General features: G+C 61.8%; 22 protein-coding genes. 2 read left to right on the forward strand and 20 right to left on the reverse strand.

The annotated features are described in order from the left end of the window. Positions 1 to 146: 146 nt before the first annotated feature. Positions 147 to 1,319 carry an MFS transporter gene (locus ACP8ML_RS12355; RefSeq protein ID WP_117188427.1) on the forward strand — a complete coding sequence of 391 codons (1,173 nt, stop codon included), beginning with the start codon at positions 147 to 149 and terminating at the stop codon, positions 1,317 to 1,319. Position 1,320: 1 nt separating this feature from the next. Next, positions 1,321 to 2,253 carry an alpha/beta hydrolase gene (locus ACP8ML_RS12360; RefSeq protein ID WP_065672883.1) on the forward strand — a complete coding sequence of 311 codons (933 nt, stop codon included), beginning with the start codon at positions 1,321 to 1,323 and terminating at the stop codon, positions 2,251 to 2,253. 90 nt (positions 2,254 to 2,343) lie between these two features. Here ACP8ML_RS12360 and ACP8ML_RS12365 read toward each other — a convergent pair whose 3' ends face one another. From ACP8ML_RS12365 to uxaC, 20 genes are all read right to left on the reverse strand, one after another. Beyond that, positions 2,344 to 2,781, reverse strand: coding sequence for an OsmC family protein (locus ACP8ML_RS12365; RefSeq protein WP_065672884.1), 438 nt, complete (start codon positions 2,779 to 2,781; stop codon positions 2,344 to 2,346). A gap of 9 nt (positions 2,782 to 2,790) precedes the next feature. Further along, positions 2,791 to 3,117, reverse strand: coding sequence for a thioredoxin (gene trxA / locus ACP8ML_RS12370; RefSeq protein WP_117188347.1), 327 nt, complete (start codon positions 3,115 to 3,117; stop codon positions 2,791 to 2,793). A 345-nt stretch (positions 3,118 to 3,462) separates the two neighbouring features. Continuing rightward, positions 3,463 to 4,521: an NAD(P)H-dependent glycerol-3-phosphate dehydrogenase gene (locus tag ACP8ML_RS12375; protein ID WP_016666551.1), complete on the reverse strand. Its 1,059-nt coding sequence runs from the start codon at positions 4,519 to 4,521 to the stop codon at positions 3,463 to 3,465. A 147-nt stretch (positions 4,522 to 4,668) separates the two neighbouring features. Next, positions 4,669 to 5,640 carry a sugar-binding transcriptional regulator gene (locus ACP8ML_RS12380; protein ID WP_117188425.1) on the reverse strand — a complete coding sequence of 324 codons (972 nt, stop codon included), beginning with the start codon at positions 5,638 to 5,640 and terminating at the stop codon, positions 4,669 to 4,671. A gap of 19 nt (positions 5,641 to 5,659) precedes the next feature. Then, positions 5,660 to 7,717: a transketolase gene (tkt, locus tag ACP8ML_RS12385; RefSeq protein WP_065672886.1), complete on the reverse strand. Its 2,058-nt coding sequence runs from the start codon at positions 7,715 to 7,717 to the stop codon at positions 5,660 to 5,662. A gap of 167 nt (positions 7,718 to 7,884) precedes the next feature. Next, complete coding sequence (locus ACP8ML_RS12390) at positions 7,885 to 9,567, reverse strand: ribulokinase (protein ID WP_117188345.1); 1,683 nt, start codon at positions 9,565 to 9,567, stop codon at positions 7,885 to 7,887. Positions 9,568 to 9,660: 93 nt separating this feature from the next. Beyond that, positions 9,661 to 11,025: a sn-glycerol-1-phosphate dehydrogenase gene (locus tag ACP8ML_RS12395; protein WP_016666555.1), complete on the reverse strand. Its 1,365-nt coding sequence runs from the start codon at positions 11,023 to 11,025 to the stop codon at positions 9,661 to 9,663. Between the two features lie 26 nt (positions 11,026 to 11,051). Further along, positions 11,052 to 12,614, reverse strand: a complete 1,563-nt coding sequence (locus ACP8ML_RS12400) for an FGGY-family carbohydrate kinase (protein ID WP_117188343.1) — start codon at positions 12,612 to 12,614, stop codon at positions 11,052 to 11,054. A 64-nt stretch (positions 12,615 to 12,678) separates the two neighbouring features. After that, positions 12,679 to 13,533, reverse strand: coding sequence for an HAD-IIA family hydrolase (locus ACP8ML_RS12405; protein ID WP_117188341.1), 855 nt, complete (start codon positions 13,531 to 13,533; stop codon positions 12,679 to 12,681). Between the two features lie 23 nt (positions 13,534 to 13,556). Then, complete coding sequence (locus ACP8ML_RS12410) at positions 13,557 to 14,636, reverse strand: DUF7973 family transport facilitator (protein WP_016666558.1); 1,080 nt, start codon at positions 14,634 to 14,636, stop codon at positions 13,557 to 13,559. Positions 14,637 to 14,810: 174 nt separating this feature from the next. Then, positions 14,811 to 15,302, reverse strand: a complete 492-nt coding sequence (locus ACP8ML_RS12415) for an RpiB/LacA/LacB family sugar-phosphate isomerase (protein WP_016666559.1) — start codon at positions 15,300 to 15,302, stop codon at positions 14,811 to 14,813. Between the two features lie 246 nt (positions 15,303 to 15,548). Continuing rightward, positions 15,549 to 16,217, reverse strand: coding sequence for an L-ribulose-5-phosphate 4-epimerase (locus ACP8ML_RS12420; protein ID WP_016666560.1), 669 nt, complete (start codon positions 16,215 to 16,217; stop codon positions 15,549 to 15,551). 73 nt (positions 16,218 to 16,290) lie between these two features. Next, positions 16,291 to 16,869: a glycerol-3-phosphate responsive antiterminator gene (locus ACP8ML_RS12425; protein WP_117188339.1), complete on the reverse strand. Its 579-nt coding sequence runs from the start codon at positions 16,867 to 16,869 to the stop codon at positions 16,291 to 16,293. A gap of 63 nt (positions 16,870 to 16,932) precedes the next feature. Further along, positions 16,933 to 17,583, reverse strand: coding sequence for a class II aldolase/adducin family protein (locus ACP8ML_RS12430; protein ID WP_065672890.1), 651 nt, complete (start codon positions 17,581 to 17,583; stop codon positions 16,933 to 16,935). Between the two features lie 14 nt (positions 17,584 to 17,597). Continuing rightward, complete coding sequence (locus ACP8ML_RS12435) at positions 17,598 to 18,644, reverse strand: NAD(P)-dependent oxidoreductase (protein WP_065672891.1); 1,047 nt, start codon at positions 18,642 to 18,644, stop codon at positions 17,598 to 17,600. After that, positions 18,634 to 20,160 carry an FGGY family carbohydrate kinase gene (locus tag ACP8ML_RS12440; protein WP_065673059.1) on the reverse strand — a complete coding sequence of 509 codons (1,527 nt, stop codon included), beginning with the start codon at positions 20,158 to 20,160 and terminating at the stop codon, positions 18,634 to 18,636. Before ACP8ML_RS12440 ends, ACP8ML_RS12435 begins: the two co-directional genes overlap by 11 nt. A 232-nt stretch (positions 20,161 to 20,392) precedes the next feature. After that, positions 20,393 to 21,208, reverse strand: a complete 816-nt coding sequence (locus ACP8ML_RS12445; protein WP_065672892.1) for a DeoR/GlpR family DNA-binding transcription regulator — start codon at positions 21,206 to 21,208, stop codon at positions 20,393 to 20,395. Positions 21,209 to 21,936: 728 nt separating this feature from the next. Beyond that, a complete protein-coding gene (gene uxuA, locus ACP8ML_RS12450; protein ID WP_065672893.1) occupies positions 21,937 to 23,010 on the reverse strand; it encodes a mannonate dehydratase in 1,074 nt (357 codons plus the stop codon). Continuing rightward, positions 23,007 to 24,602, reverse strand: coding sequence for a mannitol dehydrogenase family protein (locus tag ACP8ML_RS12455; RefSeq protein WP_117188337.1), 1,596 nt, complete (start codon positions 24,600 to 24,602; stop codon positions 23,007 to 23,009). Before ACP8ML_RS12455 ends, uxuA begins: the two co-directional genes overlap by 4 nt. A 15-nt stretch (positions 24,603 to 24,617) precedes the next feature. Further along, positions 24,618 to 26,030: a glucuronate isomerase gene (gene uxaC / locus ACP8ML_RS12460; protein ID WP_486702967.1), complete on the reverse strand. Its 1,413-nt coding sequence runs from the start codon at positions 26,028 to 26,030 to the stop codon at positions 24,618 to 24,620. Positions 26,031 to 26,052 lie beyond the last annotated feature (22 nt).

A 26,052-nucleotide genomic window follows, 5' to 3' on the forward strand; every position in this document is an offset into this window, starting at 1 on the left:
TACAATACCTAGTACCACTAGGGTTTGTGGAGGTCGGCCCACCCGCACCTCCCCGGCAAAGGAGCAAGCCCATGACGACAACCCCGAACGAAGCTGCCCAGCCTCAGCAGAAGCAGTACGCGAGTACCGGCCGTCTTGGCACAGTCATGTTCATCGGACAGTTGGGCTGGGCCGCCGTCGGCGCAGCCTGTGGAACATTGCTCGCGGCACTGGCTGCTGAAGTAAAGCCTGAGGACAAGGTCGACTTCCTTGCCCTGCTCACCACCACGGGAGCCATCGCAGCTGTCATCTGCATGATCACGGCGGGCACCCTGTCAGACCGCACGAGGTCAAGATTCGGCCCGCGCAACCCTTGGATCATCGGCGGCGCAATCGTCGGAACCCTGGCCTTCGCCGCCATCGGCCTGACCAGAAACCCCGCCCTCCTCGTCATCGCGCACATGATCTACCAAGGCGGACTTAACTGCATGCTCGGCGCCTTCAACGCCGTTCCCCCGGACTACGTCCCCGACTCCGTACTCGGCAAGGTGTCCGCCTTTGGCGGCGCGGGCTATCTTCTGGCCCAGATCATTGGTGCGGTTATCGCAGGGGCGCTTGTCACCCGACCATCCCAAGGATTCCTCGTCGCAGCCTGGATGATGCTGATCTCGAGCATCATCGTGGTCTTCCTTCTGCCGCCTCACCCGCTGCGCAATCACTCCCCGCGGCCACCGGTCACCTGGCGTCAGTTCGCATCCCAGATGAAGCCGCCCTCGGACGGACAGTTCTGGTGGATTCTGGTTGGCCGGTTCCTTTTCGTCATCTCCCTGTTCATGGTGATGCAGTTCCAGCTCTACATCGCCACTGACGAGATGGGAATGACACGGGCAGCCGCCGGAAAGCTCATTGCCATGAACTCATCGGTTCTTGCCGTCACCGCCGTCATCCTCGACGTCATCACCGGGCCATGGTCCGACAAGGTCAAACGTCGCAAACCCTTCACGATGATCGCCCCGCTCATCGCGGGAGCGGGTGTCATCCCTCTCTTCCTGGTCAACGAGCCCTGGACCCTCACCGTCTTCGCAGCCTTGGGCGGCGCCGCTTTCGGTACGTACATGGCCGTCGATGGCGCACTCATGGTCGAGGTCCTGCCCAACCGCGACGATTCGGCTCGTGACCTGGGCTTCCTCAACGCCGCCAACTCCTTGCCGATCGTCTTCGCTCCCGGTATCGGCGCGACGCTGGTGAAGACGACCGGCTATCCCGGACTTTTCATCGCAACGATCGTCCTGGCCGTCCTCGGATCGTTGTGCATCACACGAGTGACAAGGGTGAAGTGAGATGAAACTAGATCCACGACTAGCCGAAATCCTGGAGCGTCAGCCCCAGAAGGAACAGACGCTCGCGGAGCAACGGGCGCAGCAAAACGACTTCGCAGCAAGCCTGCGGGGAAAATTGACACCCGAGATTCCCAACTCGCTGGAGCTCGAGGATCGCATGGTGCCAGGCCGCGATCGCCCCATCCCGGTCCTGATCCAGCGTCCGGAGGGCCTCCCTGATCCCACTCCAGTACTGGTGTGGGCCCACGGCGGGGCTTTTGTTCACGGCTCTCCGCGCACCGTGCTCTCCCGCACGGCCAGCATTGCCCAGCGTGCCGGCATGTGCGTCGTCAGCGTCGACTACCGGCTGCTGCCCGAGCACAACTACCCCGAGAACTTGCATGACGTCGTCGATGTCGTGCGATGGGTTGCAGAAAATTCCCAAGCTGAGGGGTTTGACGCATCCAGGGTTGTCGTCGGCGGGGACTCAGGCGGTGGAAATCTCGCGGCTGCGACAGGAATCACCTGCCGTGACGAGGGTGGCCCGAAGATTCTCGGTCAGGTCCTCGAGGTGCCGGTTCTCGACCTTTCAGACACTTCCGACGCGATGGCCGAGGCCCAGCGTGACGCCCCCGGTCTCGCGGCCGCGCTGCACCACAGCCATGTTCGTTACTTGTCTCATGGGGCAAGTCTTGACGACCCGTGCAGCAACCCGATCTGTCTGGAGGATGCGACCGGCCTTCCGCCGACGTTTGTGCTCAACTGCGAGGTCGACCCGCTACGCGACGACTCCTTCGCGTGGCAACACAAGCTGGAAGCGGCCGGGGTGCCGGTACAGCTGACGACAATCCCGGGGATGGCCCACGCCACCCAGAGCTTCACCCTCGCCTTCCCCCAAGCGAAGGAGGCTGAGGACAACATGATCGCCTGGCTGCGCGATCTCATCTCCTGCTGACACACGATGGCCGGGCCCGGGGATTTTCGTCGCCGGGCCCGGCCATCGTCACGTCTGTGTGGAGTTCCCAGGACCTCCGCGTGAGGTGCCTCAGTCCAAGGGCTCACCGGCGACGCTGAAGGTCACCGGGGTCTGCGCCTCAACCGTGCGAGAAACGGTGCAGTTCTTGTCTCGCGACATCGCGACGACGCGATTCACCAGTCCCGCCGCCTCATGGCCCTCGTCGGTGTCGGGAAAGCTGAGCTGGAAGTCGACCGAGACGTCTCCCAGGGATGCTCGGCCCTCCTCGTCGCTCACCTTGGTGCCCATGACGGACACAGTGAACTGGGTCGGCCCGCCGCGACGGCTCGTTACGGTGTCGACGTCGACGGACGAGCATCCACCGATGGCTGCCAGCAGCAACTCAACGGGGGTGAACTCGGCATCCTGACCGGAGCCGAAACGGATCTGACCGCCACGCGCGTTGGTGGCGGTGTAGTGGCCCTCGCTACGACGGACCAGGGAAACCTTCTTGGTGGCGGACGGCATGATTCCTCCTCAGCGCACGAACTCTTCGATGACCTTGACGAGCGCCTTCTTCGTCTTACCGCCCTGCAGCGACTTGACGAGCTGGCCGCCCTGCCAGATCTGAATCGTGGGCAGGGACATGATTCCCTGCTCGGCCGCAATCCGGGTATTGGCGTTGGTGTCGACCTTGGCGAAAACCATCCGGTCGCCATAGACCCCAGCCAGCTCCTCGATGATCGGGGAGAGCTGTTTGCAGGGGGCGCACCAGTCAGCCCAGTAGTCGACGAGGACGGGCTTGGCAGCCCCGAGAACCTCGGAGGCGAAGGTCGCGTCGGTGACCTCGATGACGTTGTTCATGACAGCCTTTCTAGTTCGACCAGATGAGTCTAGGTCGTGGTGGCTCGAAGGGCACCTCCGGTTCACAACCACCGAGCGGTTACCCGGCCCATCCAGGCAAAACCACTGGAAGCACCCAGCAATCCAGTCCCGGTGCACAAAAACACCGACCCGCGGGGTCGTGAAACACCAGAGTGCTCAAGACCCTCTCGAGTCGGCAGTTTTTGCACCCGCTGCGGTGGGTGCCGACGGCAGATACCAGTGACGGTGGGTGCTCATGGCCGTGGGAAGGTGTGCAGAGCCTCACGGCTCTCGGGCACCGTCACGCCCGCACTGGGGTTCCCCCCTACCGAGGCGGGCCAGTGATCACCTTTCCCCACCGAAGAACTTCTCCCAAGGCAGGTCGAGCGGCGCATCGTGGGCAACGATCTCGTACAGTGCCCGCACCAGCGGGAAGTCGGTCTCGGCAATGGCCCCGCGCTCGGTCATCTTTCCGATCGCCTCACCGACGACGCCGATGGCGGCAACCCCCTCGAGGGTGATGCCCTTCATCTTGACGTTGCGGATCTCCGAGAACGGCACTCCGGCTCCGACATAGGTGCCGGCACGTACATTGCGTCCGCCCATCGTCGTCACGAACATGTCGCCAACACCGCCCAGACCGGTGGCCACCTCGGGATCGCCGCCCATGAAGGAAACCATCTGCTTGAGCTCACGGGCTCCCTCACCGAACAGGGCTGCCGTGTAGTCGTACATGACGTACCTGGCATCAGTCTGGCCAGCCTTCTCGAGCATGCCAGCCGCAAATCCGCCTCCAAAGGCGAAAATGTTCTTCATACAGGCACCGACCTCGTGTCCGATGAAATCGGTGGACGTCCAGACGTGGTAGTAGTCGGTGCGATACGCCGCAGCGAGCCGGTCCAGGACCTTCTGCTCCTCACCGCAGAACACCACACAGGTGTTGCGGTGCACAGCCAGCTCACCAGCAATCGACGGTCCGACGATCGCTGCCCAGTGAACCTCGTTGGCAAGGTCGCCCATGTGCTTCTTCAACACATCAGGAAGGATGTGAAGGGTACCGTCCTCGTCAGCCTGCATGCCCTTGGTGACGCACAGGATGGTCTGGCCCGGCTTCGCCAGCTTGGCCAGCTGTTCACCGGCCCAGTCCACACCGAAAGAGTTGACGCCGCTCATGATGACGTCAGCCCCCTCGACGGCTTCGGCAGCGTCAGCAAAGTGATAGGCCTTGACGCGTTCGTCGACCTTGAGCTCGAGAACAGGATGCTCCCGGGTGGCTTGAATGGAATCAATGATCTCATCATCGAGGTGGGTGCCGATGAGACGGACGTCATTGCCGTTCTCGACAGCGGGGAAGGTCAATGCGGTGGCCATGACGCCCGCACCGAGCACTGCAATCTTGAGCATCTTCGTACCTCCGAAGGTGGGTTGTGGCCCGGCAATGGGCCCGACACCATTCACGCTAACCACTAGTCACACGCGAATCCCACATTCGTCAGCAGTCTGCACTTCCGTGCAGAAATGAGGGTCTGGGCCTTCAGACCACACAAAGGATCACTGCAGAGCCTGCTCCGCAGCATGGGCATCGACAACGAGATCCGTGCACAATCCTCCCCGCAAAACGGTCCCCACGGCCTCGGCCTTTTCGGCTCCCGAGGCAACAGCCAGGACTCGTCGAGAACGCGAAGGATTGTGGTCGTCGCCTGTCACCCTGACGCAGTCCAAATCCACTGAAATCGTGCGCGAATCCAGTTCCTCGTCGACGACCTCGCCGTGGACATCGACGTAGTGGCTCATGATGTCTGCGCTGGCACCCTTGCGACGCAGCTCCTCGATACCGTCCTTCGTGACGTGGCCCGCCGTCACCAGGATCGAATCGGTACTGACAGCTCCGGGCGAGTAGACGAGGAGATCAGCCTTGTGGGCAGCCTCCAGCGGGCGTGAGACCGACGCGTCCTTGCGGAGCATCTTCCCCAGATCCGCCGATCCGACGATCGTCGGGGCCTGCAGGGTGAGAGATCTGCCCGGGCCGAGTTCGGCCATCCGCACGACGGAGCGTCCCACCAGGTCGTTCCTCGTGACGGCAACACCGCCGTTGGTCTGGGCGACAACGACATCGGGATCCCAACCAGACCCCAGGTGCTGAGCAAGATGAGCCGTCGTCCGTCCCCAACTCACCGCGACCACCTGCGGCTGGGGTCGCCACTCGGACAGCCGCTGAGCTGCCATCCGAGTGACAAGGTCCAAGGTCAGTTCGTCACTGGCCTGGACGGGCACGACGACGGCCGTCTGCAACCCGAAGGTTTCCACCAACTCGGTCTCGAGCCGGTGATGCCGGGCGAGTGGGTGATCAATGGTGATCTTGACCATCCCGGTGCGGCGAGCTTCCTCGAGAATCCTGCCAACCGTCCAACGGCTCATGGAGAGTCGTTGGGCGATCGCGGCATGGGTCATCTGCTCGAAGTAGTACATCTCCGCGACGTGGAGCATCTCCTCGTCTTGGCTCGCCCGGCGTCGGTTCGACATCGTCATGCCTCGGTCCGCGTCACAGAACGGACTTGGCGACCTCTGCGACGTGGTCGGCGGTGAAGCCGAACTTCTCGAACAGCAGGGTTCCGGCAGCAGAGGCACCGAAGTGCTCCAGGGAGACCGAAGCACCCTTGCAGCCGACATACTTCGACCATCCCATGGCGATACCGGCCTCAACGCTGACACGAGCGGTCACCGAGCTGGGCAGAACCGACTCGCGGTACTCCTCATCCTGCTCGTCGAACCACTCCTGACACGGCATAGAGACGACCCGGGTCGGGACCCCGTCAGCCTCCAGCTTCTTCTGCGCCTCGAGGGCCACCGACAGCTCGGATCCGGTGCCGATGAGGATGAGCTTGGGCTCGGCGCCGGCCTCGGACACGACGTAGGCACCCTTGGCAACGCCCTCGGCAGAGGCGTACTCGCTACGGTCGATCGTCGGCAGGTCCTGACGCGACAACACCAGTCCGGCGGGACGGTCGCTGTGCTCCAGGATGGTGCGCCACGCCACCGCAGTCTCGTTGGCATCGGCCGGACGGACGATGTCGAGGCCCGGGATGGCACGGTAGGAAGCCAGGTGCTCGATCGGCTGATGGGTGGGGCCGTCCTCGCCAACGCCGATGGAGTCGTGGGTCCACACGAAGATCGACGGGACCTTCATGAGGGCCGCGAGACGGGCCGAGGGACGCATGTAGTCGGAGAAGACGAAGAAGGTTCCGCCGTAGCAACGGGTCAGGCCCGACAGGGTGATGCCGTTGAGAATGCCACCCATGGCGTGCTCGCGCACACCGAAATGGATGGTGCGACCGTAGGGGCCACCTGGATCCTTCTCGGAGCAGCGATCCTCGGGCAGGAAGGAGTCGGCCCCCTTCATGGTGGTGTTGTTGGAGCCGGCGAGGTCTGCCGATCCGCCCCACAGCTCGGGAAGCTGAGGGCCGAGAGCGCTCAGGACGGCTCCGGAGGCCTTGCGGGTGCTCATCTTGCCGGGCTCGAAGGTCGGGATCTCGAGATCGTCGGGCAGCTTGTGGGCAAGCATCCGCTCAAGGAGGTCGGCGCCGTCAGGGTTGGCGTCGTGCCAAGCGGCGAACTTCTTGTCCCATGCCTCGCGCAGACCCTTGCCGCGTTCGGCGAAGGCGGAACGCACCTTCTGGACCGTCTCGACGTCAATGGCGAAGGGGGTGTCCTCGAAACCGAGCTTCTCCTTGAGGGCGCTGACGCCCTCGGTGCCGATCTTCGCACCATGCACCTGGGCCAGGCCGGCGAGCACTGGGATCGGCCAGCCGATGACGGTGGTCAGACGGATGAAGGACGGCTTGTCGGTGACGGCCTTCGCGTTGTCGATGGCCTCCATGAGGGCCTCGACGTTCTCCTCGTAGGTGGTGCCCCCGTTGGTGAAGTCGACGTGCTGGACGTGCCAGCCGTAAGCCTCGTAACGAGCCTCGACGTCCTCAGAGAAGGCGATGGTGGTGTCGCCCTCGATGGTGATCCGGTTGTCGTCGTAGAACAGGATGAGGTTGCCCAGTTCCTGGGTCCCAGCCAGGGACGACGCCTCGGAAGCGATGCCCTCCTGCATGCAGCCATCACCGGCAATGGCGTAGACGTAGTGGTCGAAGGGGCTGGTTCCGGGAGCGGCGTCCGGGTCGAGGAGGCCACGCTCACGGCGAGCTGCCATCGCCATGCCGACGGCGTTGGCAACGCCAGCACCGAGCGGGCCGGTGGTGGTCTCGACGAATTTCGTCAGGCCGTACTCAGGGTGGCCAGGGGTCAGGGATCCCCAGGTGCGCAGGGATTCCAGATCGGACAGCTCGAGGCCCAGACCGGCCAGGTAGAGCTGGGTGTACTGGGTCAGCGAGGAGTGTCCTGCGGACATGATGAAGCGGTCACGGCCGAGCCAGTTCGGGTCGGCCGGGTCGACGGCCATAACCTTGTGGTAGAGCAGGTAGCCCAGCGGGGCCAGGGAGATGGCGGTGCCGGGGTGCCCGTTACCGGTCTTCTCGACGGCGTCGGCCGCCAGCACTCGTGCGGTGTCGACAGCGAGCTTGTCGGTGTCGGTCCACGTCAGTTCGGTTGCCACGATGTTCCTCTCGTATTGGCTTGTTGGCCTGATCTGTGTGATGTGTTGTCGCTCGTCATGGCGATGGGTGGGGGTTCAGGTCCTCACTGGGAATCCTATTCGCAACCCCATCGTCATGCACTTGTGGAGGTGTTGATGTCACAGATGTGCAAGGATGCCGTCCTTCGTCACCCTCTCTTGACCTCCCGGGCCCGCAAACGTGCTTGGCGTCGGATCTCCTTGAGCCGGTGCATGACCTGGTTTCCGCCGCGGCCGAAGTAGTCGTGAAGACGAGCGTATTCGGCGTACAAGGCGTCATATTGAACGGCTCTCTCCTCATTGATCTGGTAGACGCCATCCTCCTTCGCTCCCATGGCAGCAGAGGCTGCTTTGACATCTGGGTAGAGACCCGCGGCCACTGCCGCAAAGACCGCAGATCCGTGTGAACCCGGCTGCTGCGCGGTCCCCACGCTCAGAGGCACCCGACAAATGTCACAGAACAGCTGCATGAGGAAAGTGTTCTTGGTCAACCCACCAGCGACGACGAGCTCATCGATGTCAACTCCCGAATCACGGAACGACTCGATGATGGTGCGGGCCCCAAAAGCTGTTGATTCCAGCAGGGCTCGGTACTGATCCTCCGGGGTCGTCGTGAGGGTCTGGCCAAGGATCATTCCAGACAGATTGGCATCCGCCAGGACTGATCGGTTGCCGTTGTGCCAGTCCAGCGCGATGAGCCCATGGGCTCCAACCTCCTGACCCGCGCACTTCTCAGTCAACAAGTCGTGGATACCTATACCGCGACGCATGGCCTCGTCATGGTAGGAACCTGGGACACAATTGTTGACGAACCAGGCGAAGATGTCCCCGACGGCCGTCTGACCGGCTTCGAAGCCCCATGAGCCGTCGACTATGCCTCCGTCGACGACGCCGAACATCCCCGGAACTTCCTTCAATTGCGGCCCTGGGACGACGTAGCAGGCAGAGGTTCCCATGATGGCCGTCATCTGGCCATCCTCAACTGCCTGAACAGCTGCTGCCGTGACATGAGCATCGATATTTCCGGTCGCGACGGCGATTCCTGCCGGCAGGCCAAGACGCTCGGCAAACTCAGGTGTCAATCCACCGACCCGCGCCCCCAACGGCAACACAGGTGCATTCATCTTCTCGACGAAGACATCAGCAAATTCAGGGTTCAGGCTGGCCAGGTATTCCTGGGACGGGTACTGGCCATCTTGATACATACGTTTGTATCCCGAATCCCCTGCCGAAAAGGCGAGAACTCCGGTCAGCCTCCACGTCAACCAGTCCAATGCGTTACAAAAGACATCGGTGGCGTGGTACACGTCCGGCGCCCATTCCAAGGTCTCAAGGACCTTGGGCATGAGCATCTCGGAGGAGAGAATCCCTCCGTAGCGAGCGAGCCACGGCTCCCGACGCACTTGTGCGAGCTTCACGATGCGATCCGCCTGGTCCTGCGCACCATGATGCTTCCACAGCTTCACCCAGGCGTGAGGCTCATCACGAAATTCAGACAGCTGACACATGGGTGTGCCATCCGCCTTCGCGGCCACGACCGTCGCCGAGGTGACATCCAATCCGATCCCGACAACCTGCGCGGGATCGATCTTGGCATCCTCGATGCCCCTGCGAACTATGACCTCAAGTGTCTCCATGTAGTCAGCAGGGTCCTGGAGCGCAAAATCAGGCGGCAATTCCTGTCCGCCTGCCGCACTCAATACCCGGTCCATGACGCCATGCGGGTACTCGTGGACAGCAGTGCCCATTTCGGTACCGTCGTTAACTCTGACGATGACAGCACGTCCCGACAGAGTGCCAAAATCCAGTCCCACCACGAACTTGTCGGCCATGACCCTCTCCTCGATGCAGTCGTGGGGTGGGGCCGGGGCGAGTAAGCCGGCCCCACCCCACGACGGTCTATGTGTCAGTTCTGACGGACCTTGTCAGTCCTGCGGCCAGGGGCGCTGACCCCAGAATCCGTCAGACTCGAACAGCGGCTCAACGAAGTCGCTGATGGTCCCCGTCTCCACCAGCAGGTCGAGCAGGGTGTACCGCGACCTGATCATCTGGCACCGGTAGTAGGTGTCGTGGAAACGTTCCCGGGTCAAGCCGATCTGGGCCGGATGGTAGATACCGCCAACGGCCTGAATAATCTTCTCCACGCGGGCCGCAGGCATCACCTGAGCGCGGCAACGCTCCTGGATGGTCGGCCACTTCGACCTCACGACCTCCAAACGCTCGCGCAGGGCATCCGCGTCGAGGTACTTGTCCATCGTCTGCTTGACGGCTGGCTCCAGCATGTCTCCGGTGAAGTTGGCGCGAACCTTGGCCTCCATCTCCTCGGCCGTAGGCCACTTGGCGACGGCGGTGTCGACGTCAAGAGTCGTGAAGTCATGCTCCAATACCTTCTCCCACAGGGCCAGCACCGAGATGGTCCCCAGGCCCACCTTGAACCCGTGGGTCAACGGGGGTTCTTGATCCATACCGAGATGCTCCATCTCCCACACATGGGAGAACTGGTGGCCGGCACCCGACGCGGGACGAGACGAGATGCGGTACTTCTGCATCGCCAAACCGGACATCACAAGACCCTCGACGAGGCCGTTGAATGCCTCCGGCTTTCCATTCGCAAGGCCCTCCGGGTCACTGATCGCGCTAGCCAGCGGACCCTGGACGAGATCCCACACCTCTTGGTCAATCGGCTCGACACCCAGCTCGTCAGCGACGATCCAGTCGGCTCCGGCCGGGATCTTCTCGATGAGGTCACCCAGTCCGGTGGCGGTGCAGCGCTGGGGCGCACCAGCCATCATCGGCAGATCGGCAATGAGGGCCTGGGGGGCGCGACAACTCATGGTGTGTTTAAAACCGTTCTCGGTGATGGAGGCGCCGAAGGCGGCATATCCATCCATCGATGCGGCCGTGCAGACGTTCATGTAGCGCCGCCCCAGCTCGTCACTGGCTCGCTTGGTGAGGTCATTGAGGGTGCCCGAACCGATGGAACAGGCAATCACCCCGTCGAGGTCACGGATGTGGTCACGGATCTTCTCGATGTTCTCGTAGCAGGCGTAAACGGTGGGACGTCCCGGGAAGATCATCGGCTCGACGGTCTCAACCCCGTGGGTCTCGAAGGACGTCTTGGTCTGCTCACCGGCAACGGCCCAGGTGTTCTCGTCGGCAATGATGATCGCCTTCGCGCCACCGAACAGTTCCTTGAACACGCGCCCGGTCTCATCAAGCACGTCGTGACCCATGATCACGACGTCAGTGTCGTCGCAATCAGCCAATGCCTTGTCAATCAATTCGGACATTACTTCTCCTCTGATCGGTGTGATCGTCAGTTCTTGTCGGCCTCGTGATCGACCATGTCATGAATCATGGGGCGCAGTTGCGGGTAGGTGTCGCAGTACTTGTCCACGTAGTACTGGTACTCCTCGTGACGCTCCTGGTCGGGCTCGATGACGTCAATCTCGTGAACCATCTGCTTGGCAGCCTCGGGCAGGTCCTTGAACAGGCCGGCACCGACGGCGGCGACCATGCAGGTACCGAGCACGACGGCGTCGCCAACCTCGGTCAGTGCGATCGGGACGCCTGCGACGTCAGCGTGCATCTGCATCCAGTTGCGACTCTTGGTGGCACCGCCGCAGGTGACCATGCGGTCGACCTCAAAACCGGCAGCCTTCATGGCGCGCAGGTTGTGGGCCGTGCCGTAGCAGACCGACTCCTGAATGGCGTGGTAGAAGTGCGCCGGAGTGTGCATGAGGGAAAGTCCCCAGATGATACCTCGGGCCTTCGAATCGGTGTACGGGGTGCGATTGCCCTGGAAGTACTCGTTGATGATGAGGCCGTCGGATCCGGGACGGATGTTCCGGGACTGTTCATTGAGGACGTCGTAGGGGTTGAGACCGATCTTCTCTGCGGCAGCGGTGTAGTCGGCGGCGAAGTTGTCCTTGAACCACTTGAGCACCGAACCGGTCGAGACCTGGCTGCCCTCGACGGTGTACTGGCCGGGCATGACGCCGTCGGTGTACGCGCCGAAGAATCCCTGGCCGTGGATCTCAGTGTCGGACTGGCCGGTCAACACGTGCGAGGAGCCGGTGATGAGAGCCATCGAACCTGGGGACAGCACGCCCAGTCCAATCTGGCCGGCCCATGCATCAGCCAGACCCTGAGCGACCGGAATTCCCGGACGCAGGCCGAGCAGCTGAGCAGGAATCGTGCCGAGGGTGCCGACCGGGGTGCCGAGATCGAGGACCCGCTCCGGGATCTTGTCAAAAACGTCACCACAGCCGATGGTCTCGTAGAAGTCCTCCGGCCAGCCGCCCTTGTCGCGGTTGTAGTACATCCGGATAGCGGCGGAGTTGATGTTGGTCGTCCACTCGCCGGTGAGTTTGTAGGTCACCCAGTCCGGTGCGTCGACGAGGTGAGCGGTCCTGCGATAGGTCTCCGGCTCGTGCTCACGCAGCCAGGCGGCCTTGAAGGGATACCACTCGGCGGTTGCCGGGGAGGTTCCGGCGCCGTTGTAGAGGCGGGCGACCGAGTCAGATCCCTCCGCGCGAGCGGCCTGCTCCGTGGCGCGGACGTCCATCCACATGATGGCCGGACGCAGCTCGTTGCCACGCTCGTCCATGGCAACCATCGTCAGCGTCGTGGCGTCGTAGGAGATACCGCCGATGGCAGCCGGGGAGATCCCGGCAGCCGCGATGGCACGATGGCAGGACGCCTGAAGGGCCTTCCACCACTCCTCGGGATCCTGTTCGGCCCAGCCTGGACGGGGGTGGGTGGTCTTGTACGGGGTCGCTGCGAAAGTCAGCGGACGTCCTTCAAGGTCGAAAATTGCCACTCGGCACGACTCGGTGCCGTAGTCAATGCCCAAGAGGTAAGGGCCGTTGTTCAACATCGTTGTCTCCTGTGAGTGTGTCTTGAGGGGCTGTGGCCGCGATGCTCGCAGCCCCGTCGTCGTGTCAGTCGTTGTCTTCGGTCCAGCCGAGTTCCTGCCATGCCGAGGCAGGGATCAGCCGGTCAATGCGATCCAGGGTCCAGGTCGGACGGTGCTCGGCATCCAGTGCTGCGACGTCATCCGCGGTGGCCTCACCGGTCAGCACGCAGGCTGATTGCATGCCGGTGTCGAGGGCCATCTGAATGTCGGTCTGCAGTCGGTCACCGACCATGACGCAATCCGACGGATCGACGTCGAGCCCGGACAGCGCCTCGGTGAGCATGACCGGGGATGGTTTCCCCAGGCTGACCTTGCACTGCTGTCCGGTACACGCCTCGATGGCTGCTGTGATGGCAGCGCAATCGGGCTCGCCGCGGCCGCCCGGGAAGGGGCAGAACCGGTCCGGATTGGTCTGGACGAGGAAGGCGCGCTTGTGGAACCAGATGGCGTCGAAGGCGATCTGCAGCTTGCGGTAATCGAAGGTGCGATCGTACGAGGCGATGACGATGTCGATCTTCTCGGGATCCTCGCACAGTTCGACACCGGCCTCCTGCAAGCTCCGCTTGAGGGGCTCCTCCGCGATGGCGAAGACCCTGGCGTCCGGGTGGTTGTTGACCAGCCAGCGCGTCGTCGTCACGACTGTGTTGGAGATGTCTTCGATAGCGGTCGGCAGGCCCAGCTTCTCGAGCTTCTCGACGTACTGACTCGGATCCTTCGTCGGGTTGTTCGATAGGAACCTCACGGGAATCTCGCGACGACGCAGCTCCTCAATCATGCGGCGGGCACCAGGCAGGAGGTGGTCGCCAAGGTAGATGGTGCCGTCCATGTCGAAGACATAGGCATTGGCGAATGTGGTTGGTGCGTCGATGACGTCATTCATACTTGCTACTTCCTTGGGTCAGATCAGGCGAACAGGGCAGCCAGTGTGACGACCACGGTGTTGCTCAGCCAGATGGCAGCAGCAGGCGGGTCGATGTGGCTGGTGCCGCGGTCGTACCAAAGCCGTGCGCAGAACTCGCCGAGACCGGCGGCGAAGATGCCGAAGATCGCGGCGATGAGCAGGGCGACCGCCGCCATTCCCCAGGTGTGGGAATCCCACGTCGAGGTGGCCGTCCAGGTATAGGTGCCAATGCTCTTGCCCATCAGCAGCGGGAAGAACTGCACTGCGGCCAGGCCGGCGATGTTCGTCACGTGATGCTGGACCGGCATGTTCCGGTTGGTGATGAGGAACAGGATGATGACGGCCGAGATTCCGAAGCAGAAGCTGTTAGCGTTGAGGGCGGCCAGGTTGTTGTCGAAGCCCATCTTGGTGAGGCGGGCGCCGACGTTGGCGGCCAGGAAGAGCGAGGCTCCACCGGCGAAGATGCCGAAGAGGGAACCGATCGTCAGCAGCTGGCTGGGCTTCTCCTGCCACTCCAGCCACCGTCCGTTGGGACCCGGCTTGATCTTGGCCGGGAAGGTGGTGGCGTCTTCGTGGAAGAGCTCCGGGTTGTGCAGGGAGCCGTGGAACAGACCCTTTCCGGGGAGACCGCCGAAGGCGAGGCGGGCGAGCAGACCGGAGATCAGCACCGTCAGGGCAACGGAGTCGGTGTGCTTGCCGAACCACGGGATGTTGGAGATGCCAATCTGGCACAGGTATCCAAAAACGCCGAAGAGGGCACCGATCAGGAGGATGTCAGGGCGGCCGATGCCGGCCAGCGGGGTATTGACGTCCTTGCCGTCATCGAGACGGCCACGGTAGCGGGCGTAAATGGCTCCCGCGACGCCGCCGGCGAAAGCGATGTGCGGTCCCATGAAGGGACCGAAGGCCAGGTAGTCCAGGCCGAAGGTGTTTCCGGTTGCGGCGAAGACTCCCCAGGAGGCCAGCACGCAGAAACCGGTGAGGACGAAGGCGTAGTTGCCGCCAATGGCAGCTCCGACAGCGCCGCCGGCGATGGCGGCGAGGAGCCCGAAGATGAAGACTCCAACAGAGGTGGTGAACATCGGTGTTCCTTCATGAGGGCGGGATCTACCCGCGATCGGATGTCCGTGGGCAACGACGGTGCTGCACACGGTCTTTCTGGGCGTCCTGGAGGTCGTCCCCCCAGGGGGTGGGGTGGCTCAGATGTGAGGTGTGAAGTGGGTGGCGCGGTCATCGGCTCCCGCGCCACACCGGTGTCAGCAGCAGCTGCCCGGGGCAGCCTCCCCGGCGATGTCGCCTGATTCGTAGGCGTTGATGAGATCGACGTTGGTCTTGGAGTGAGAGCTCGGATCGAAGGTGTACCCGATGAACTCGCGGGCCAGACGACGAGCGAGCTCGAGCCCGATAACGCGCTGTCCCAGGCACAGGACCTGGGCGTCGTTGGACATGATGAGGCGCTCCACAGAGAAGGAGTCGTGAGCGGTGCAGGCTCGGATGCCCGGCACCTTGTTGGCGGTAATGGCCATGCCCATTCCGGTGCCGCAGAGGAAAATACCTCGATCGGCCTTGCCATCCTTGATGACGTGGGCTCCCTTGACGCCGATGTGCGGGTACAGGGTGTCATCACCCTCCTGGACGCCGACGTCGATAACCTCGTCGACTCGCGCATCAGCCTCGAGATCGGCCTTGATGGCGTCCTTGTACTGCACTGCCGCCGGATCTGCGGCGACGACGATTCTCAGTCCCATGATCCCTCCATGCTTCGTTGCCGTGCGTTGGGGAGTCTCACTCGCAAATGCGAGAAGCAACGACTCATAGTGTTGATATTAACACTGTTGATGTGAAAAGTAAGGGATTAGGGTGTGGATTTCGCCACAGTTGGATCCTTCCCCCTCTGCGCACTGGCGCAGGCTCCAGCCACGCGATGCCAAATTGCCCCTGCTGTCAGGTCTGGCCGGACGTGATAGCAGGGGGCATTCCGGGAACGCGTCCCGTCAGAGCGTCACACCTGACGATGCAGCCGCGGTTCCATACCGATTGGTGTATCGGTCATGGTTTGCATCGATCTCGGACTGCGGTAACGGCGAGATCTCCCCGATCAGCTTCGCGTAGGTCACGGTCCGGGCGACGTCCTCCACCATGACAGCAGCCTTGACGGCCCTCGCGATCGACGTGCCAACGGTGAAGACACCGTGCTTCTTCAGCAGGACCGCAGGGCACTGATCAACGAACCTCATGATCTGCTCACCGATCTGCTCGGTACCGATCTGGGCATAGTCGCCGCACGGTACCGGCCCGCCGAACTCGTCGGCAATGGCCGTCAAGCAGCACGGGATGTCCTGACCGGTCGCAGCCCACGCCGTTGCGAAGGTCGAGTGAGTGTGAATAATGCTGCGAATGTCATGACGCCGGCGGTACACGTACAGGTGGGACGCCGTGTCGGACGATGGTCCGTGCACCCCCTCGACGACCTTGCCGTCAAGATCGACGACGACCATGTCGTCCGGCGTCATCCCTTCATAAGCCATGCCAGACGGCTTGATGACGACCAACCCAGTCTGCGGATCGCGGGCTGACAAATTCCCCGATGTCCATGTCACAAGGCCATGGCGTGGGAGCTCGAGGTTCCCATCACAGACCTCGGCCTTGAGATGCTCCAACATAACTGCTCTCCTTCTCCGGACACGTTTTGCATACTGTGTCAGCGGATGACGGCGGGTGATCTGACACGCTGTTTTAGCGAGTGCCTTGACTCAGCGGCGTTCTCTGCCACAGCGGAGGGTATGACGTCGTCACCCCGTCGAACCCGGCGCGAAACAGATCCTCGACGAGCTGCGACGTCCGGACAAAACCACCCGCAAGCAATGTGCGATCAGGACCGGTGGCCCGTATGTGCTCGATGACGGACCTTGCCATTGGCCCCGGCAGGATCTCCACGGCATCAACTTGAATGTTTCCCAGCGTGCGCGCCGCAGTTCGCAGCGCTATTGAGTCGAGCAGGAACACCCTGAATACTGTCTGTAGGTGATGGCGTCGAGCTGTCTCGATGACCTTGGCATTGGTGCTGATGATCGTCTCAACTCCGCAATGATCCTTCAGGAACGACAGCGCCGCCGCGTTTGGATGTAAGCCCGATGTCATGTCAGCGTGAACAATCGCGTGCTTCCCGGCCCCCAGCACCTGTTTCGCACGTTCTGGAAGCTCGTCAAGAGCCACACCAGTCAGCAAGACATTCGGTGAGGGAGCCGCCAGGGCAGCCTGCAACGTCTGGCTCGTGGCAGATGGTATGACCATGCCGCGTCCGAGGTCCGGCATCCGCTTTCTCCTTATGTTCCGGACGTTTCAGGGGCTGAGGCTAGGCAACGTCGTCCCGGGTATTCAGTCTTCGTCGGCAGCCTTCGGCTTGTAACCGGCAATCCCCTGTGTGGCATCAGTAATTTGCTCCTCATCAAGTACTTTGATGGGACGGCCAGTAGACATTGCACGGAGGTGCACCTCACAAATGTACTCGAGGTACGGGAGCAGGGAGAGAGCCCTGTCAACCGTCGGCCCCGTCGTGATCGCACCGTGATTGGCCATCAGAGCTGCGCATCGTCCCTCAAGCGCCTTCGTGACGTTACGTGCCAGCTCATCGGTTCCGAACTCGGCGTACGGTGCAACTCGAACGGCGCCGCCAAACATTCCGGAGTAGTAGTGAGACCACGGAATCTCGTCGACGACAAGGCCCAGAGCTGTTGATGCCGGGGCATGGTTGTGCGTGATCGCCCCTGTGCCGCTGGCTCGATAGACACTCAGGTGCAGCGGCAGCTCCGAGGAAGGCTTGTACTTCGCCTCGATGGCCTTGCCATCCATGTCATGGACCCCGATGTCGGTCGCAGTCAGTTCCTCGTAAGGCACTGCGGACGGCGAGATGACGACCATGTCGTCGACGCGGATCGACACATTTCCTGCAGTTCCCACGACCAGTCCCTGGGCTTGCATGGTGCGGCATGTGTCGACGACAGCCTGTCGTTCTTGTTCCAAGAGCATGTTGTTCTCCTAACTCAATCGATGACATCGGGGTTGGCAAGGTATGTGGGAGTGTGTCCTTGCACCAGTGCAGCGACATCGTCAGCTGCAATACGCGCCGCAAGTTCTGCAGCCTGCCTAGATGCGCCGGCGACGTGTGGGGTGAGGACCACGCGCGGAGTGTGCAGCAGTCTGGAATCCGGCGGCAACGGCTCGCGGGGTAGACAGTCAAAGGCGGCAGCGTAGAGATGGCCACTCTCGATGGCATCACACACTGCGTCGTAGTCGACGAGTGAACCGCGAGCGCAATTGACGAGGACGGAACCCGCAGGCATTTCCGCGAGCTGCTCAGCCCCAATCATGTGACGGTTGTTCTCGTTGGCTCGGGCATGAAGCGTCAGGATGCGACTCACCTTCAGCACCTCGTCGAAGTCATCACAGACCTTGACGCCATCTGGCATCGAGTCGGGATCGGCCCAGGGGTCGAACACCCGCACCGTGGCTCCCATGGCCGCCATGATCATCGCTACCCGGGAACCGACTGCACCACAGCCGACAACTCCTACGTCATTTCGGCTGATCTCCATACCCACCCGGTCGTATCGGTATGCGTCGCCCTCCCAGGTGCCTGAGGTCAAGGTGATGTGGTGAGCAGGGATTTGTCGTACCGTCGCCATGATCATGGCGACGGTGTGTTCGGCTGTTGCCGTCGCATTGCGTCCCGGTGCGTAAGTCACCTGGACCCCGTGTCGAGTGGCCGACTCGATGTCGACGTTGACCGGACCGCCCCGGGTAATGGTCACCTGTTTGAGATCGGGACAGGCGTCAAACACCTCCTCCGTGAATGGATAGGTGTGGCTGACACACACATCGATCCCTTGGAGCGCATGAATGAGTTCACCCACGTCACCGGCTGCCTCGTGCACTTCGTCGATGTCGCCCATGGGTGTGATAGGCCACTGTGATGACAGCTCAGTGATCTCGGCATCGGGGACAGCCTTGCGCAAGGCGCCACCAAGCACCTCGACCGTCTCGAACTGATCACCTGCCACAAGGACTTTCACTGGAGAATCAACGCTCATTGTCAGCCTCCTTGATCTGTCGAAGGGCTCTCATCCGGGGCCACATCGGTCTGATGGCACTACGGGATTCGGAATACACATTCGCGACGGCCTGGTAAATCTCACCGCGCTCCGGATGCGGGTCGAAGGTCTCGAAGGAACATGCCATGGCTGCAGAGGCGTCCCCGATCGTGTCGTAACGGCCGGCCGCGACCAGGGCAAGAACAGCTGCTCCGCGAGCTCCGGCCTCCGGCGCGCTCTGTCGCACCACACACTTGCCCGTAATGTCAGCGAGAATCTCGCAGACCAGGTCGGACCTGAACCCACCGCCGGACACGACGAGATCGCCACTCATCGCCAAGTGTGAGACGCAGTCGGCCAGGGACAACGCAACGCCCTCATAGACGCTGCGCAACACGTCCTCGGGGGTCGTGGTGAGCGACATCCCCATCCACGATGCGCTGGCGTTGGTGTCGACAAAGGGCGCGCGCTCGCCCCCAGGGGAGGCATAGGGCAGGTACACGACGCCATTCGCCCCAGGGGTGGACCGGCGAGCGCGGGCCTCGATGCTCTGCCAGCTCTCATCGGCCAACCCCAGGGTCCGTCGGATCCAGTCAAGGTTTGGCGTGCCCGTCATGGGCGCCATGAATTCCAGCACCTGGGTGCCACGACCGGTCGCCACCAGCATGGACTCCTTGGACCTACGGTCCTCGATGGACGGCAGCAGGGTCCCGACGAATCCAGTGGTTCCCAGAATCAGCCAGCCCTCCCCGTCGTGGGCCGCACCCAGACCGACGCCAGTGACAGCAATGTCAAGCATGCCCACTCCGACCGGAGTACCGACCGGAAGCCCCACCTCATGGGATGCCTCTTCCGTGACATAACCCCCGATGTCCTCGGAACGGCGGATTTCCGGAAGAAGGTCAAGTAATTCCGACTGCCCCAAATCCTCCGCCAATCCGCGCGAGAATCCCTGAGCAGTCGTCGCATCCAGATATGACCGGGAAGCTTCGGTGTAATCCGTGAGACGATTTCCTGTGAGCTTGAATCGTATCCAGTCCTTGCAGTTGAGATGAGTCGCTGCGCGGCGGACACGTGCCCCATCCGTCTCCAACAGCTCCTCCATGAGGACGGGGAAGAGCCCGCCGAAGACCTTCGTCCCTGTCACGTCAAAGACCCGGGACGCTCGACCATCGTCATTCCACTGCTCGACACGTTCGCTGGCCCGACCATCCAGCCACATTGCTGCCGGCCGGACAGGAGCCCCATCCTCGTCTATCAGCCACGCTCCGTCACCCTGCCCGGTGAGACCGACCGCCACGACGTCGTCTTCTGGGCCCAAGGCATCCGCGACACCGTGGATACAGGTTGCGACGGCCTCCCAGATCTGATTCATGTCCTGCTCAGCCTCGCCATGATCGCCGTACCTGACTGGGACCGATTCATGACGGGTCGAGACGACGTCGCCTGAGAGACTGAATGCGACCGCCTTGACCGCGGTCGTTCCCCCATCGACACCAATGACGATTTCAGCCATGATCACTTCCTCGTGATTGTGTTTGCTGGTCCTCATCGCCGAAATAGATCCGATCGACATCTGTGACCATGTGGTTTCCGGCTCAGCGTCCACACAGACGCACTCCACCGATTACCCTTCGCAAACCCAAAACCAAGGCGATAGGGCCATCCGCCATCAGCGGGTGTCAATTCATCGTGTCACCGCACCCGTTCCGGGTCAAGGGGATGGGAGAAAATTACTCCGCCAATGATCACGACTTCTTCGTAGGGCCTTCTGCCACCATGAGGTGAACCCCGAGGTCGCGCAGCTGGTCAAGAATCCCGTGTGGGGTGTGGGCATCGACGACGACGTGATCAAATTCCGTCAGATCGGCAAATTTGAACAGCGCGCGTCGTCCGAACTTGGTGTGGTCGAGCAGCAGGACCCGCTTCTCGGCTGACTCGAGCATGGCCCGCTTGACCTCAACGACCTCCTGATACGGGTGATAACACCCGGCCTCGAAGATCCCCGAGGCGGACAGAAAGCACAGATCCGCGTGCATGGAACGGATCATCCGAACCGCCGCGGGGCCCATCAACGACTTCGCCCAGGACTGGTACTCGCCACCTGAGACGACGAGTTTGTCCGAACCATTGGCAATGACCTCGTCGGCCACCAAGAGTGAATTGGTGACAACCGTCAGTGGTGAGTGGTCTCCGAGGGACCGCAGCAGCCACACTCCCGACGTCGAGTCGTCGAGCATGATCGAGCATCCTGGGCCAATGAGATCTCCGGCAAGGTCGGCTACCGCCTGCTTGTCCGTCGAACTCTGCTCCAGCCGAAATGTGGCGTCCGCCTCGTGCAAACCGTTAGCAACCGCAACCACCCGGCCGCGATGGCGCTGCAGCACTCCACTGGCCTCGAGGGTCGCAAGGTCGCGATAAACCGTCATGGCAGATACACCGGTGGCCTCGACGAGGTCCTCGACGGTGACCGACCCCGCTCGAACGACCGCCTCGGCGATCGCAAGCTGACGTGCCCGCGGCCCGTTCTGGCCCTTGAGAGTCGTGGTCCCACTGCCGGCCATCACCCATCGCCTCCCAACATGTCCAGCTCGCAAGAATCCTATCTGCGAGATGATCGCATGCTGTTCTCAAGCGCAGAAATTGGCGGTTAACCACGATCGCGTCAGGCTGCAACTCACGGACGATCCGAATGGGCTCGTCAGCACCCCACTGCTACGGCCCCGTCCCCGGGGAGGAGAAGTCGAACCATAGGACGTCGAGCGGTCCATAACCGGAACACAGTTCTCTCACCTGACCATGCAAAAATTGCCGAAAGGACTCGAGATCTGGCACATAATCAGGGGCGACACCCCGCATCGGGTGCTGACGGTCGTCATGGTGCGGGAAGTCCGGTCATGACCAGTCGCTGAGGGAAGTGTACAAGCCTACCCAGATCCCACGGTTCCGAACGGCTACGAGAAACTCAGCAACGAAGTCTCAACCTAATACCTTGGCCGTCGGGTAGCGAAGATACAGACTCGAACAACGCATATCCATTATGATGTGTGGCAGTGAGAATAGCGTATTGATAATCCCTGGCGATCATCCTCTCGACCGACCTCACCCATTCATGACCTCACCTATTCATCACGCACCGAAAAAGTATATTCTTCCCAGTGAATAGACATTCCGAAACGATCACGACTCCACCACACAGAACGACCGAGCCTGGCTTCATCAACAGCCTGCATGCCACGAGTGCGACACAACCGCCGAGGACTGGTCCGGTCATCTCCAGTGATCGGCTGAATCAGCTGGCGGACGCCTTTTCGATGGCCTCCCACAAGCCATTAAGGTAGGTGATTCCGAGAGCGCGGTCGTACAGCGGGTATCCCGGTCGGCCCATCTCTCCCCAGATCATCCGACCGTGGTCCGGACGAATGTAGACGTCCGGGCAGTGATCGTGAATGGCCTTCATGATGGCGTACATGTCCAGCGATCCATCACTGGAGAGATGTGCCGCTTCCTTGAATTTCTTGTGTCCTAGGAACTTCACGTTGCGGACATGAGCCGCAGCAATTCGTCCCATATCTCCGTATTTCGTGAAAATGGCAGGAACATCATTGTCGGGATTTGACCCCAGTGACCCTGCGCACACACACAGCGAGTTCGCCGGGGAATCAACGAGATCGACGACCTTCTGTAAATCTGAATCGCTGTGAACGACGCGTGGAATTCCGAAGATGTCCCAGGCGGGATCATCGGGGTGGACAGCCATCCGGATACCGACCTTTTCACAGGTCGGAGCAATTCCCTCCAAGAAGTAGCGATAGTTGTCGCGCAGCTGGTCCGGAGCCATGTCGGCGTACTGGGCCATCACCTCGTCGAGGTCGGCCAGTCGCTCAGGCTCCCAACCGGGCAGCGGAAAGGCCGACGAATCCAGGGTGGCCTTGACAATGTCCTGAGGAGTCAGACCCTCGAGCTCCTCGTGGTCGTAGTACAGGCAGGTCGATCCATCCTCATTGCGGTGGAACAGCTCGGTGCGCAGCCAGTCGAACACCGGCATGAAGTTGTAGACGACCACTTTGATCCCATGAGCTGCGAGATTCTCCAGGGTCTTGCAGTAATTGGCGATGTAGGTGTCACGAGACGGCTTGCCGAGCTTGATGTCCTCATGGACGTTCACCGACTCGATGACCTCGCACTCCAGGCCGGCCTCATTGACCTTCTGGACGTAGGAGGAAATCTCCTCCTCTGACCACACCTCTCCGACCGGAATCCAGTCCATTGCTCCCATGATTCCGCTGGTTCCGGGAATCTGACGGATATTTTGCAGGGTGATGGGATCGGTTTCCGGACCGTACCACCGAAATGTCATCTTCATGATTGTGCGAACTCCTTGTCCAGAACCGCCCTGACGGCACCCGGCTCGGCCGTCAGACGAATGAAGAATTGTTCAACGAGCTCCGCCAGTGGCGTCGTCGTCAGGTCCACACCGAAGATGGCGGCGCGACGCAGGATGGGGGTGATGGCCTTGGGATCCTCGTCACCCAGATGAACTCCTGCCACAACGGGTTTAAGATCATCGAGCAGAGGATCGGGGGAAAGCTCGACCGGCTTGCCGTCATCGGCGATTCCCATGAGGTATCGGCACCAGGCGGCAAGGATGAAGGGGATCGCCCGTAGCGACGCGACGTCCAGGGAATCATCGGCAAGATAGGACTTGATGGTCTCGCCGAAACGGATCGGAATCTTCTGTGAGGAATCAGTCGCAATTCGACTTGGTGTATCGCCCAGGAATGCGTTCGGGAAGCGTTCCTCTTCAACCTCCCGGAGGAATTCCTTGGGATCGACAATCCCGGGGTCACTGACGACCGGTATCCCCTCCTGCCATCCCAGACGGTGCACCAGGCCAGCGAGACCGGGATCCTTGATGGCCTCGTCGATAGTGGGCTTGCGCAGCAGCACGCCGGTGACGGCCAGAGCAGTGTGCAGCGGATTGAGGCAGGTCGTCACCTTCATCCGCTCGAATCGGTCGCACGTGTCACGGTCGGTGAAGTGGACTCCAGCCTTCTCCAGCTCCGGGCGCCCATTCGGGAAGCAATCCTCGATGACGAGGTATTCGGCCGGCTCGGTGTTGACGAATCCTGCCACCCCGGCGTCGGGGTCAATCGACATGTCCTCGAACCCCATCGAGGCGAGTTGGTCGGCAACCTTCTGCGAGGGGGCAGGAGTGATCTTGTCGATGACCGAGATCGGGAAGGCGACCTTCTCCGAGATCCATTCGACGACCTCGTGGTCGATAGTTCCCCTCTTCTCCCACTCCTCGGCGATCGTCAGCACTGAGGTGCGGAGCTCGTCTCCGTTGTGGGAGAAATTGTCACAGGAGACCAGTGCAACCGGAGTGGCACCGGCGTGCGAGCGCTGCACCAGAAGGGCGGCGACAAGGGCCATCGTCGTCGACATCGCATCGGTCATGGGGTCGCGGCCCAAATCCTCGACGACGGCGTCCTGGAAGGAACCGTCGTACCCGGTGAGCTGGTAGCCCTTCTCCGTGATCGTCAGGGTGATCAGCTGCAGGGAGTCAGCACATGCGATCCCGGTGATGCGACGGAAATCGTCAGTACGTCGGTAGGCCAGTCCTTCGCTGATGGAGGCGATGGCTCCGAAGTCAGTGTGGCCATCAGCATGGGAAGTGACTCCCAGGGTCAGCAGGTCATGGTCGCCAAGGCCACGATCGAGGCGCTGCGGACTCCGCTGCGCAACGACAGCGACGCCGCACTGTTCCGCTCCCGAATTCATGACGTCTTGAGCCAGCCGAGCGATGTGGACGCGGAACAGGTTTCCGGGACCAATATGCATCCAGCGCGGATGATCATGGGCCTGACTACGCATTCGTTCGACATCGAAGGTGGGAACGCTGATGCCGGCATCCGTCAGTACGGAACCACGCAGAGAATCGAGATCGAGTCTCATGGCATCTCCTCCGGATCAGAGCCCGAAGACGTGGGCGGGCTGCTCCACGACGAGTCGGTGAGCAATCTCGACCGCCTCGTCCAGGTCAAGCCTGCCTGAAACCACCAGTTCGGCGAGATGGGCGGCATCCAGACGCCGACTCATGTCGTGGCGTGCAGGAATCGAGCAGAAGGCGCGAGTGTCGTCGATCATGCCGCTCACCCTGCTGAACCCAGCCATCTCCGTGATGGCGTGCTTGAACCTCATCACCGACTCGGGGGCGTCGATGAACCACCAGGGCACTCCTATGTAGAGGCTGCGGTACCAACCGGCCAGCGGAGCGATTTCCCGCGAATAAAGGGTCTCGTCGATCGTGAAGATGACCAGCTTGAGGTCGGTGTTCCCAAATTTGTCGAGCAACGGGTGCAGGGAGTCCACGGCTTCCAAGGCAATCGGGACATCAGAGCCGATGTCGGCCCCGAAGCGGCGGAAGGCGGACGTGTCGTGGTTGCGGTGCACCGCCGGATGGACGGTCATCGTCAGGCCGTCCTCACTGGCCATCCTTGCCTGATCAGTGAAGAGATGCCGACGCAGCAAGGTCATCTCCTCAACAGTGGCCTGCCCCGCAACCGAGTCGGCAAAAATCGTCGCTGCACGATCGTGGCCAAGAATGACGGTGCCGAGATCACGGTGGCTGTGGTCACTGGAGACCGCTCCGTGATCCTTGAAGTAGGCACGACGAGTCTCCATGGCGGCGGTGAACCCGTCGAGGGTCGTCGCGTCGTAGCCGCTCACCTCGGACAGCTTCGCGAGGAGGTCCGTCCAGCCCTCGGCCGCCGGTTCCAGGTACTTGTCAGGGCGGAAGGTGGGAGCAACACGACGGGTGAAGGTCTCATCCGCAGCCAACCGCGCGTGGCCGTCAAGGTCATCGCATGGGTCGTCGGTGGTTGCGATGAAGACAATGTCGAAGGAGTCCATCAGGACTCGGGGGCGGAAGTCAGGCTGAGCGATGTGCTCAGCGATGGCGTCATAGATGTGATCAGCGGTCTCGACGCTGGGGCGCTCGGTGACGCCAAAAATACCGACGAGCTGGTCAACCAGCCAGTAACGCATTGCAGTACCTGCAAAGTCGCGCCAGTGTTCGCAGAGGATTCGGAAGGCATTCCGGTTGTCCTCCTCACTCATAGACTCTCGACCGACACCAAGGTCCTCGAGATCGACACCATTGGCGTGCAGCAGGCGATTCACGTAATGGTCGGGGGTGATGAGCAGGCTCGTCGGGTCGGAGAAGGCCAGGTCATCAGCGATCCATGACACCGGAACGTGTCCATGGGGAGAAATGATGGGCAGATCCTTCGTGGATCGGTAGATTTCGCGCGCAGCGGCCAGGGCGGAGGACTCGCGGGGCAGCAGGCGATCCTCGGAAAGGGTGAGAGTCGACGTTGACATGACATTCACTGTGCCCCGTGAC

Source organism: Cutibacterium sp. LaCa_255, assembly GCF_057458005.1.

Coding starts and splice junctions, on each gene's coding strand:
- ACP8ML_RS12355 (WP_117188427.1), top strand. CDS start 147: ATGTTCATCGGACAGTTGGGCTGGGCCGCCGTCGGCGCAGCCTGTGGA.
- ACP8ML_RS12360 (WP_065672883.1), top strand. CDS start 1,321: ATGAAACTAGATCCACGACTAGCCGAAATCCTGGAGCGTCAGCCCCAG.
- ACP8ML_RS12365 (WP_065672884.1), bottom strand. CDS start 2,781: ATGCCGTCCGCCACCAAGAAGGTTTCCCTGGTCCGTCGTAGCGAGGGC.
- trxA (WP_117188347.1), bottom strand. CDS start 3,117: ATGAACAACGTCATCGAGGTCACCGACGCGACCTTCGCCTCCGAGGTT.
- ACP8ML_RS12375 (WP_016666551.1), bottom strand. CDS start 4,521: ATGCTCAAGATTGCAGTGCTCGGTGCGGGCGTCATGGCCACCGCATTG.
- ACP8ML_RS12380 (WP_117188425.1), bottom strand. CDS start 5,640: ATGTCGAACCGACGCCGGGCGAGCCAAGACGAGGAGATGCTCCACGTC.
- ACP8ML_RS12390 (WP_117188345.1), bottom strand. CDS start 9,567: ATGGCCGACAAGTTCGTGGTGGGACTGGATTTTGGCACTCTGTCGGGA.
- ACP8ML_RS12395 (WP_016666555.1), bottom strand. CDS start 11,025: ATGTCCGAATTGATTGACAAGGCATTGGCTGATTGCGACGACACTGAC.
- ACP8ML_RS12400 (WP_117188343.1), bottom strand. CDS start 12,614: ATGTTGAACAACGGCCCTTACCTCTTGGGCATTGACTACGGCACCGAG.
- ACP8ML_RS12405 (WP_117188341.1), bottom strand. CDS start 13,533: ATGAATGACGTCATCGACGCACCAACCACATTCGCCAATGCCTATGTC.
- ACP8ML_RS12410 (WP_016666558.1), bottom strand. CDS start 14,636: ATGTTCACCACCTCTGTTGGAGTCTTCATCTTCGGGCTCCTCGCCGCC.
- ACP8ML_RS12415 (WP_016666559.1), bottom strand. CDS start 15,302: ATGGGACTGAGAATCGTCGTCGCCGCAGATCCGGCGGCAGTGCAGTAC.
- ACP8ML_RS12420 (WP_016666560.1), bottom strand. CDS start 16,217: ATGTTGGAGCATCTCAAGGCCGAGGTCTGTGATGGGAACCTCGAGCTC.
- ACP8ML_RS12425 (WP_117188339.1), bottom strand. CDS start 16,869: ATGCCGGACCTCGGACGCGGCATGGTCATACCATCTGCCACGAGCCAG.
- ACP8ML_RS12430 (WP_065672890.1), bottom strand. CDS start 17,583: ATGCTCTTGGAACAAGAACGACAGGCTGTCGTCGACACATGCCGCACC.
- ACP8ML_RS12435 (WP_065672891.1), bottom strand. CDS start 18,644: ATGAGCGTTGATTCTCCAGTGAAAGTCCTTGTGGCAGGTGATCAGTTC.
- ACP8ML_RS12440 (WP_065673059.1), bottom strand. CDS start 20,160: ATGGCTGAAATCGTCATTGGTGTCGATGGGGGAACGACCGCGGTCAAG.
- ACP8ML_RS12445 (WP_065672892.1), bottom strand. CDS start 21,208: ATGGCCGGCAGTGGGACCACGACTCTCAAGGGCCAGAACGGGCCGCGG.
- uxuA (WP_065672893.1), bottom strand. CDS start 23,010: ATGAAGATGACATTTCGGTGGTACGGTCCGGAAACCGATCCCATCACC.
- ACP8ML_RS12455 (WP_117188337.1), bottom strand. CDS start 24,602: ATGAGACTCGATCTCGATTCTCTGCGTGGTTCCGTACTGACGGATGCC.
- uxaC (WP_486702967.1), bottom strand. CDS start 26,030: ATGTCAACGTCGACTCTCACCCTTTCCGAGGATCGCCTGCTGCCCCGC.